Genomic DNA, 9,177 nt, shown 5'->3' on the forward strand with positions numbered 1-9,177 from the left:
GGGCACACTGGTGAAACTGCTGCTGTTCGCGGACCTGCACCTGGACACGCGCTTTTCCAGCGCGGGCCCGGAGCGGCGTCAAGCACTGCGAGACACGCTGGGCCGCATCGTCGACCTCGCCGAGGAATCCGGCGTGGACGCGATGCTCTGCGCCGGCGACCTGTACGAGCACGATCGCTGCTCCCCCTCGACCGCGGAGTTCCTGCGCTCGTCGTTCGACTGCCCGGTACCGGTGTTCCTGGCCCCGGGCAACGACGACTGGTACGGGCCGCAGTCGGTCTACCAGCAGGTGGACTGGACACCGAACGTGCACGTGTTCTCGTCGGAGTCGATGACCCCCGTGGAACTCGCCGACGGCATCACGCTGTGGGGCGCCGCGCACGTCGGACCCGGCCCGGCGCGAGACGTCCTGGACGGCTTCGCGGTGAACCGGGGTGGTGTGAACGTGGCCCTGTGCCACGGTTCCACGCCCGGTGACGTCGCGATCACCGGCCTGGACCACGCGTTCCTCGGGCACGTGCACACCCCGGAGCACGCCACCGACTACACGTTCCCCGGCAACCCCGATCCGCTGACACCCGGCGAGACCGGGGAACGCGGAGCCGTTCTGTGCACGGTGCACGAGGACGGTTCCGTGTCGCGCGAGGTGTTCGACGTGTCGGCCTCGCGGTCGCTCGGCTGGCTGGACTCCGAGAGGACGTTCCCGTTGCTGGACTTCGACACCGTCGCCGCGGAACGGACCGTGCGCGGTCAGTTCGTGCGCGACGTGCTCGCCGATCCCGCTCTCGACGTGGCTCTGCGCGGCCGCGTGCTGTCGGCCGGCCTGCGGGCGCTGGAGGAACGATGAGGATCGAGTCCGTCACCGCGCACGCGTTCGGGCCGTTGCACGACCGCACGTTGCCGCTGGCGCCCGGTCTCACCGTGGTGTCGGGTGTGAACGAGTCCGCGAAGTCGTCCTGGCACGCCGCGATCCGCGCGGCCCTGTGCGGTGATCCCTCGGCGCGGCACCGTCCGTGGCGGGGCGACTCCTGGCGGGTGGCGGCCACGGTGGCGCTGGAGTCGGGCGAGGTCGTCTCGGTGGACCGCGACCTGAACGCCGACCTGGCGCCGGACGCCGCGCGCTGGGTGGGGCTGGACCGCACGTCGTTCGCCGCGACCGCGTGCGTGGACCAGGCACAGCTGCTGACCGTGCTCGACGCGGCGGACGGCCTGCAGAACCACCTGCGCCGGGCGGCGGCCACCGCGGGCACGGACGGCACGGTGGAGCAGGCGTTGCAACGGCTGACCGCGCCCGTGGACGCGTTGCGGGACGCGCGGAACCGCTTGCGCGAAGCCGAGACGGACCTGGCCGCGGCTCGCCGTGAGCACACCCGCTACCTGGAGCTGAGCGCGCAGGCCCGTTCGGCCGCCGCCGCTCGTGCCCGCCTGGCCGTGCAGACGCACGCGCAGTCGCTCGACTCGATCTCCGCCAGGGTGGCCCGGCTGGCCGAGCTGCAGGAGCGCTTCGGCGACTCGCCGCCGTCCGGGCTCGCCACGCAGGAGGAACTGGCCCGCGTGGTCAACCGCGCGCTGGCCGCGTGGCGTGCCGCACCGACCCCGCGCGTGCTGCCGGGACCGTCCGCGGCGGCGCTGGAGGCCGAGCTCGCGGCCCTGCCGGACTTCCCCGTCGGCGAGACCGCGCTGGACGACGAACTGCGCGTCGTGGCCTCGGCCTACGCGACCGCGTCCGCCGTCGCCGCCGCGCACCACGAACGCCGGCCCTCACCGCCGACGAACGCCGAACCGTCCGTGCTGCGCGGCCTCGCCACGCGCCTGGACCCGGCCGCCGGGGCCCGCCTGATCACCGCATCGGTCGACGCGGACAACGCCCGCCAGAACCAGGACGAGGCGGCCGCCTGCGCGGCCCGCACCCAGGTCGAGGCGGACGTGGCGGCGGCGCACGTGCAGGAGATCGCGCTGCCGAACCCGTTCCTGCGCAACGCTTTGCTGGCGCTGAGCTGCCTCACGAGCCTGGTGGGCCTGCTGCTGTTCCTGACCGGCCAGCAACTCGCCTCCGCCGGCGTCCTCGTCGCCGCGCTGGTGGCCGGTGTCGGCGGCGCGATGTCCCGCGGCAACGCCGAGGAACGCGAGACCGCCGTGACCTTCGCCGCCGAACGCGCGGCCGCCGCCACCAGGGCGCGGGGCGTGCTGTTCAGCGCGGACCGCGCCATGGCCGAGGCCGAGGGCCAGCGCGCGGTGGCAGCGGAAGCCGCGCGCGTGCACGACGAGGCGGTGGCCGAGTGCGCGTCCCTGGGCGTGCCCGCGGACCGCGAGACGTTGTGGCGCCTGGCCAACCGCGCCGCGTGGGAGGCCGACCACGCCGACCTGGTGTCCGAAGTGGCCCGCACCGAGAAGGCCATCCGGGTGGAGCTCGCGGCGCGCGGCAAGATCGACGCCTCGATGACCGTGCCGGAACTGCTGGTGGACTACGAGACCGACTGCAAGGTGCGCGCCCGCCAGGCGTCGATGGCCGCTCAGCGCCCCCAGCTGGCCCAGACCCTGGCGGACCGCCGCCTGGCCGAGGCCACCGTCGCCGAGGCGACCGCCGCGCACGACCGGGCCCTGGGCCTGCTGCGCGAGGCCGTCACGGCGATCGGCGGCACCGGCGACCGCCCGGAGGACCTGCTGCGCGCGATCGCCGAGTGGCAACGCGGCTGGGACCGCCTGCTGCGCGAAGCCGAGGACGAGCAGAAGGCGTGGGCCGAACTCCAGACCCTGATCGCCGCGGGCACCCTGGACGACCTGGAAGCCACCCTCTCCGCCGCCCAGACCCACCACGCCACCCTGCTGGAGGCGGCCGCCCGCTACGCCGCCTGCGAGCCGGTGGACCCGGCCCTGGCGGAGTCCGCGGACTCGCTGGCGGCCACCGTCGCCGAACTGGCCCGCACCCTGCCGAGCGTCCCGGACGCCGAGGAGGCCGTGCAGGCCGCCACCGCGGTCCTCGCCGAGGTGACCGCCGAGGTGGAGGCCATCGGCCTCGCCTCCCGCTACCTGACCGCGGCCCGCGAGAAGGTCCACAGCACCATCGCCCCGGCCCTGGAGAACACGCTCCGCACGTGGCTGCCCTCGGTGACCGAAGGCCGCTACGTGGACGCCGCAGTGGACCCGTCGACACTGACCGTGCGCGTGCGCGCGGCCTCCGAGTCGTGGCACCAGGCCTCGCGCCTGTCCCTCGGCACCGCGGAACAGATCTACCTGCTGCTGCGGGTGGCCCTCGCCCAGCACCTCGCCACCGAGTCCTGTCCGCTGCTGCTGGACGACGTCACCGTGCAGGCGGACGACGCCCGCACGCGCGCCGTGCTGGACCTGCTGCTGCAGCTGTCCGCGGACCGGCAGATCGTCCTGTTCGCGCAGGATGCGGCGGTCGCCGAGTGGGCACAGGAACGGCTGGGTGAGCGGGACGTGCTGCACCAGCTCACGCCGGTGGCGGCCTGACCGGGAGAAAGGTCGCTGGTGCGGTGGCCCCGGCCCGGGGCGGGGGCCCCGACCCCCCGGGGGGGGCCGGCCGGCGCCCCCCGCGCGGGGGGGCGCGACCACTCCCTGCAGCTTCACGCGCCACCACGCGCGGTTCGCCTACGGCAGTTGACCGTGCTCCGGGCACTGTCCCTCACAGCAGTAGCAACACGTCGACACGTCTGCGGCGGTTGGTGCCCGGCGGGCGACGTCGACGAGGTAGCGCAGCCCCCGGCGGTGCAGCGCCCGCCGGACCGCCAGCTCCGGCGCGGTGCCGGTGCGGCGGGTGCGGCGCATGACCCTCGATGTGGCCTCGGAGGTGGCGGGCGGAGCGGGACCCGCATCCACGTAGCGGTACACGACCAGCAGTTTCCCGGAAATGTCAGACCTCGTCGCTACCGTCGGCCCATGACCAACGCCGCCTTCCGCAAGCTCACCCCCACCACCGACGACAGGCTCGCCGACCTGGGCCTGCGCACCGCGGTCCTCGACAGGGCGATCGCCGCCGGCATCGACGCGCGCGCCGCCTCGCCGCCGTTCGGGCCGACCAACGCGCCGGGCCTGCTCGACTGGATCCACCGGGTGGGCACGCTGCGGCAGCTGCTGGCGGCCGAGGGGTGGCAGCGCCTCGACCACTGGAACGCGGGGCTGATCCGGCACCCGTCGCGTCCGGTGCTGCTCGGCACGCTGCAGGGCAACCGGGGCACGGGGTCGCCGGACGCGCCGTTGCGCAGCGACTACGCGAAGGGGCCCGCCCTCGCGGCGATGATGCGCGACAACGACCACGACCAGTTCGCGCTGTTCGAGGGCGCGCGCAGCGAGGGGCTGAAGTTGTGGTTCCTGGTGACGTACCCGCTGCAGCTCGAAGACCGGCTCGTGGTGTTGCGCGAGGTGTCGCAGCCGGAGCCGACGCCGCAGAACCAGGTCATCGAGCGGTGGGCGCATCGGATCCCGTTGCCGCCGATGGAGTTCCCGCAGCTCAAGGCGCCCAACGTGGACGGTCCGGAGGAGGTGGACTTCCCGATCGCGCTGCGCCGCTAGAACACCGGCCGCGCGACGCCGACGGCGACGTGGGTCAGTGCGCCGGCACCTGCCAGCAGCACCACGGTCAGCACGCCGAGCAGGACCGTTCCGCCCAGGTGCCGCAGCCGGTAGGTAGCTGCCAGCGCGAGCACCGCGCAGGCGATCGGTGCCGCCCACACCCAGTGCGGCCACCGGATCAGGCCGACGACCGCCAGGCCCAGGAAGAGCAGGCCGAGCAGCCAGGCCCCGAAACAGGCGCTGCGCCCGATCAGGCCGCGCCACAGTTCATGATCCCTCCGCACCACGTCCCGAAGCTACGCCGAACAGCCGAGCCGCGCTGATCCGACCGGCGTGCCAGGACCCGCCTGGCAGTCCGTCGCGCCACCGGCGACAATGACCGGATCATGCTCACCCCCTCGCGACTCACGCTCGCCCGCACCCGGCGCGGTCTCACCGCGGCCGAGCTGGCGCGGAAGTCGGGCGTGCCGGCGCGGGCGATCAGCGAGTACGAGCGGGGGCAGCGCAGGCCCCAGGCCGCCGCGGTCGAGTCGCTGGCGGGTGCGCTCGGTTTTCCCGCCGAGTTCTTGGCGGCGCCGGAACCGCCGAGGCCGCAGAACGCGCCGCAGGACGCACAGGCGACGGCGGCGGCGCAGCTCGCGATCGAGTTCAACGGATGGCTGGACCGGCTGTTCGTGCTCCCCCAGCCCGACCTGCCGCCGCCGCGCACCTCGCCGCAGGGCACGCGCGACGCGTGGCGGCTCGCCGCCGGGCCGGCGCCGAACATGGTGCAGCTGCTGGAGTCCCACGGCGTGCGGGTGTTCTCGCTGCCGGTCGACTGCGCCTGGCAGGTGGCGTTTTCCTGCTGGCACAACGGAACGCCGTTCGTCTTCCTCGCCCCGTCGGCGACGCCGGAGCAGGCCCGGTTCGACGCGGCCGTCCAGCTCGCGGTGCTCCTCGGGCACGACGAGCCTCACGAGTTCGCCGCCGAGTTCCTGATGCCCCAGCGACAACTGCCCGGCACCGACCACCGGCACTGGCACGTGGGCAGGGACCAGTTCGCGAAGTGGGCGAACGTCCACAGCCTCGTGCAGGGCGGTATGACGCGCCGGGAGACGTCGAAGCTGCTCACGAAGGTGTTCCGGGTTCTCCGTGAGAACGGCACGACACCGTCGCAGGTGGCCAAAGAGCTGAACCTGGGCCTGGAAGAGCTGAACGGTCTGGTGTTCGGACTCGTGCTGACCGCACTACCGGGTGGCGGAGAACCAGGGCCGAGAGGACGTGCGCGCCTCACCCTGGTCAACTGATCAGACGTGAGTCTGCACATGATGTTCTTGCGGTAGGCACCGGTCGGACGTGGGCTGTTCGGTGTTCCGGCGCGTTCGCGAGCAGCTGGAGCTTCGTCTCCGGGACTCTCCGGTCACTGGTTGGAGTTCGCAGTCCGTCGTACTAGGCCAAACGAGCGATTTGTGAAACGCATCGCCCGGCATCCCCGACACTGAGAGTGACGGGAAGCCGAGTCGTGAGGATGCCCCATGACGATGCAGCAACGCACAGAACCCTCGCCTGCCGCCGTTTTGATCGCCGTAGCCGTGCTCGCGCTGGTTCTGACCGTTGCTTTCGGCCCTCTGGGCTTCGTCATCGGTCTCGCGCTGTTCGGGTTGATGTTCGCCGGCACCAAGAACAAGACGGCCGACCAGATCGTGCCGGCCCGGACCCGTTCGCGCCTTCGCCGGCTGTCGACGGCCGGGCGGGTGTCGATCGTCGGCGAGGCACACCACCAGGACGCCATCGCCGAGGTGGCCAGGCTCTCCGCGTCCGATCCCAGGGACGACACGTCCTTCCTGGCGACCGCGGTGCTCGTACCGGAGTCCGCCGGCCGCCACGAGCGCGCGGTGCGGGTCGACCTGCTGCGCGGCGAGGGCACCGCGGTCACCGCCGGCTACCTGCGCACCGAACAGGCCGCCGACTACCAGTCCCTCCTGCTCGACCTGGCCGAACGCGGCGAAGTCGGCTCGTGCCCGGCCCGCATCATCGGGGGCGGCCAGCGCCATGGCGTGCACCTGCACCTCGGTGCCCCGCGCCTACTGCTGCTCGATCACGAGGCACTCGGCACGGCGCCGACGTTGCCGGCCGAACAGCAGGTCGCCGTCGTGGGCGAGGACGCCCATCAGTACGTGCTGCACCGCGTGGTGAACGGCCGCACTCCCGTGCACGTCATCGCCGAGCTCCGCGACTGCAGGATCGCCAAGGGTTCTCACATCGGTGAGCACACGCTCGAGGTTCTGCTCGAAGGCGAGTGCATCGGCCAGCTCACCTACGCGATGGGCCTTCGCTACTGCGACATGACTCAGGAGTGGCGCGCCCGCACGGGGCGCGCGCTCTGTGAAGCCGTGATCACCAACGAGGGCACGCGCGGTCTTCAAGCGAACTTGCTGCTGCCCAAGTAGTCGGCGAACGTCCGCGGCTCGCGGCCGAGAACACGCTGCACGCCGTCGGACAGGTGCGCCTCTTCGCCCGTGCGGATGCGCACGAGCAGCATCGTGACGAGGTCCGCGATCTCGTCCGGGTAGCCGAGTCCGCGCATCGCGGCCGCGAACTCCTCCGGCGCGATGTCCGCGTACGACACAGGGCTTCCGGTCACCGCGGTGATCCGCGTCAGCACCTCGGTGAACGAGACCGCCTCGGGCCCGCTGAGGTCGTAGGTCTGTCCGTGGTGGCCGGGCCGGGTCAGTGCGACGACGGCGACCTCGGCGATGTCCACCACGTCGATGAACGGGTGGACGCCCTGACCTGCGGGCACCGCGAGCGCACCCTGCTGGACGGAAGGGGCGAAGATGTCCTCGTCGAAGTTCTGCATGAACCAGGTGGGCCGCAGGATCGTCCACTCCGCACCCGACTCCTTGATCGCCGACTCGAACGGGTCGTCGTTGGGAGCGCCGCGCATCGACAGCAGCACGAGCCGGGTGACGCCGGCCTTCACCGCGACGGGCACGAAGTCGGCCAGCAGTACGGGGTTCTCCGGCGGCACGACGTAGATGGCGGTCGTGCCGGCGACGGCGGGCTCCCACGTGTCCGGGACGGCCCAGTCGAATCTCGTCGACGCCGACCGCGAGGCCGGACGTGCCGCGGGGCCGAGGAGGTCGGTGACGCGGCGGCCCGTCTTGCCGGTGGCGCCGAGCACGAGGATGGACGAGGCGTTGATTCCGCTCAATGTTGACATGACTGCAGCTAATCAACGTTGACGCGGACGAACCATGCTTGAGCAGCCGCCATTCTTGCTCGTTCGTCCACGTGGTACTCAGTGGGTCATGAGTCAGCGTGATCTCGTGGACCTGAGGGACGCCCTGCGCGCGTTCGCCGCTGCCCGCGACTGGGACAGCTACCACACGCCCAAGAACCTGGTGATGGCCTTGTCCGCAGAGGTCGGCGAGCTCACCGACCTCTTCCAGTGGCTGACGCCCGAAGAGGCCCAGAACGCGATGAAGGACCCGGAACTCGCCTGGAACGTCCGCGACGAGCTCGCGGACGTGATGCACTACCTGACCAGGCTGGCGGACAAGCTCGGTGTCGACCTCGTCGAGGCCGCGTTCGCCAAGATCGATCGCAATGAACGGCGGTTCCCGACCGGGAGCCTGATTCCCGTGCCAGTCGAGAAGGGTGAGCAGTGAGTCTCCAGAACGTGCACGTCCTGCATGTGCACCAGAAGGTCACGTTCATGGTCAACCGGTACGAGGTGTTCGTCGACGACAACGGCGCACCGGGCCAGCTGGTCGGCTTCGCCGAGCAGAAGCGGCTCAAGATCAAGGAGCGGGTCACGATCTACACCGACTCGTCGAAGAACCACGTGCTGTTCGAGTTCAACGCGCGCAAGGTGCTCGACCTGGGCGGCGGCTACGACGTGACGGATGGGCAGGGCAGCTCGATCGGGTTGTTCCGCAAGAACTTCGCCAAGTCGCTGCTGAGGTCCACCTGGCACCTGGAGCAGCACGGCTGGGGCCAGGCGACGGGTGCGGAGCGGAACAAGTTCCTCGCGGGCTTCCGCCGGCTGTGGCAGTGGATTCCGGTGGTCGGAGATGCGCCGTTCCCCATGCGGTATCACTTCGACTTCGTCAAGGAGAACGGCGCGCCCGTGTTCAGCGTCGACAAGAAGACCTGGCTCCGGGACCACTACGTCGTCTCGATCCAGGATCCTGGCGTCGACCGCCGGCTCGTGATCGCTCAGGCCGTGGCGCTCGACGCGCTGCAGTCCCGCTAGGACTAGAGGTAAGTCAGCAGGAGGAGGATCAGGCACACCAGCAGCACGACGCCGAGCACTGCGGGCAGGACCGACTGCGATGACGGCGCGGGCTCGCGGGCGTGCCTGCCCCGCCTCCTGCGCGCTCGCCACCGCAAAGGTGCCTCCCCTGCCCACTGCTCGTTCATGACGATCACGGTAGGGAGGAACAACCCTGGCTTGACCCACGTCACCCGCTCGCCGGGGTCGCATCACCCGGACAGCCGCTCAATGAACACGGCGCCACATGCACGTAGACATGAAAAAGCCCTGCGGGGAGCGCTTGTGGCGCTCAACCCGCAGGGCAAATTAAGTTCGGCGGCGACCTACTCTCCCACACCGTAACCAGTGCAGTACCATCGGCGCAGAAGGGCTTAACTACCGGGTTC

The 9,177-nt window shown here is 71.3% G+C and carries 11 protein-coding genes; 7 read left to right on the top strand and 4 right to left on the bottom strand.

Features of this window, described 5'->3' with window-relative positions:
• Positions 1-10 precede the first annotated feature (10 nt).
• Together ORI60_RS39040 and ORI60_RS39045 are read left to right on the top strand one after the other, a co-directional pair.
• Positions 11-847 carry a metallophosphoesterase family protein gene (locus tag ORI60_RS39040; protein WP_266043059.1) on the top strand — a complete coding sequence of 279 codons (837 nt, stop codon included), beginning with the start codon at positions 11-13 and terminating at the stop codon, positions 845-847.
• A complete protein-coding gene (locus tag ORI60_RS39045; protein ID WP_266043060.1) occupies positions 844-3,474 on the top strand; it encodes an AAA family ATPase in 2,631 nt (876 codons plus the stop codon). Before ORI60_RS39040 ends, ORI60_RS39045 begins: the two co-directional genes overlap by 4 nt.
• 138 nt (positions 3,475-3,612) lie before the next feature.
• Here ORI60_RS39045 and ORI60_RS39050 read toward each other — a convergent pair whose 3' ends face one another.
• The gene (locus ORI60_RS39050; RefSeq protein WP_266043061.1) at positions 3,613-3,852 is read right to left on the bottom strand and encodes a hypothetical protein; all 240 of its coding nucleotides are present in this window, start codon (positions 3,850-3,852) and stop codon (positions 3,613-3,615) included.
• Positions 3,853-3,900: 48 nt separating this feature from the next.
• Here ORI60_RS39050 and ORI60_RS39055 point away from each other — a divergent pair, with 48 nt between their 5' ends.
• The gene (locus ORI60_RS39055) at positions 3,901-4,533 is read left to right on the top strand and encodes a hypothetical protein (protein WP_266043062.1); all 633 of its coding nucleotides are present in this window, start codon (positions 3,901-3,903) and stop codon (positions 4,531-4,533) included.
• On the opposite strand, the gene ORI60_RS39060 is transcribed toward ORI60_RS39055, so the two are convergent.
• Positions 4,530-4,820 (bottom strand): hypothetical protein, encoded by a 291-nt coding sequence (locus ORI60_RS39060; protein ID WP_266043063.1) that lies wholly within the window; start codon positions 4,818-4,820, stop codon positions 4,530-4,532. The genes ORI60_RS39055 and ORI60_RS39060 overlap by 4 nt on opposite strands.
• 99 nt (positions 4,821-4,919) lie before the next feature.
• Here ORI60_RS39060 and ORI60_RS39065 point away from each other — a divergent pair, with 99 nt between their 5' ends.
• A complete protein-coding gene (locus tag ORI60_RS39065; RefSeq protein ID WP_266043064.1) occupies positions 4,920-5,819 on the top strand; it encodes an XRE family transcriptional regulator in 900 nt (299 codons plus the stop codon).
• A gap of 228 nt (positions 5,820-6,047) precedes the next feature.
• Positions 6,048-6,962, top strand: a complete 915-nt coding sequence (locus ORI60_RS39070; RefSeq protein WP_266043065.1) for a hypothetical protein — start codon at positions 6,048-6,050, stop codon at positions 6,960-6,962.
• On the opposite strand, the gene ORI60_RS39075 is transcribed toward ORI60_RS39070, so the two are convergent.
• Entirely contained in the window at positions 6,935-7,735 is an 801-nt protein-coding gene (locus ORI60_RS39075) for an SDR family NAD(P)-dependent oxidoreductase (RefSeq protein ID WP_266043066.1), read from the bottom strand. The genes ORI60_RS39070 and ORI60_RS39075 overlap by 28 nt on opposite strands.
• Positions 7,736-7,823: 88 nt before the next feature.
• Between ORI60_RS39075 and ORI60_RS39080 the strand changes: the two genes are divergently transcribed.
• Together ORI60_RS39080 and ORI60_RS39085 are read left to right on the top strand one after the other, a co-directional pair.
• A complete protein-coding gene (locus tag ORI60_RS39080) occupies positions 7,824-8,183 on the top strand; it encodes a nucleotide pyrophosphohydrolase (protein ID WP_266043067.1) in 360 nt (119 codons plus the stop codon).
• The gene (locus ORI60_RS39085; RefSeq protein WP_266043068.1) at positions 8,180-8,770 is read left to right on the top strand and encodes a hypothetical protein; all 591 of its coding nucleotides are present in this window, start codon (positions 8,180-8,182) and stop codon (positions 8,768-8,770) included. The genes ORI60_RS39080 and ORI60_RS39085 overlap by 4 nt, the downstream gene beginning before the upstream one ends.
• A 2-nt stretch (positions 8,771-8,772) precedes the next feature.
• On the opposite strand, the gene ORI60_RS39090 is transcribed toward ORI60_RS39085, so the two are convergent.
• Entirely contained in the window at positions 8,773-8,937 is a 165-nt protein-coding gene (locus ORI60_RS39090) for a hypothetical protein (RefSeq protein ID WP_177230081.1), read from the bottom strand.
• Positions 8,938-9,177: the final 240 nt, after the last annotated feature.

This window comes from Lentzea sp. NEAU-D7 (assembly GCF_026242055.1).
GTDB lineage: Bacteria > Actinomycetota > Actinomycetes > Mycobacteriales > Pseudonocardiaceae > Lentzea.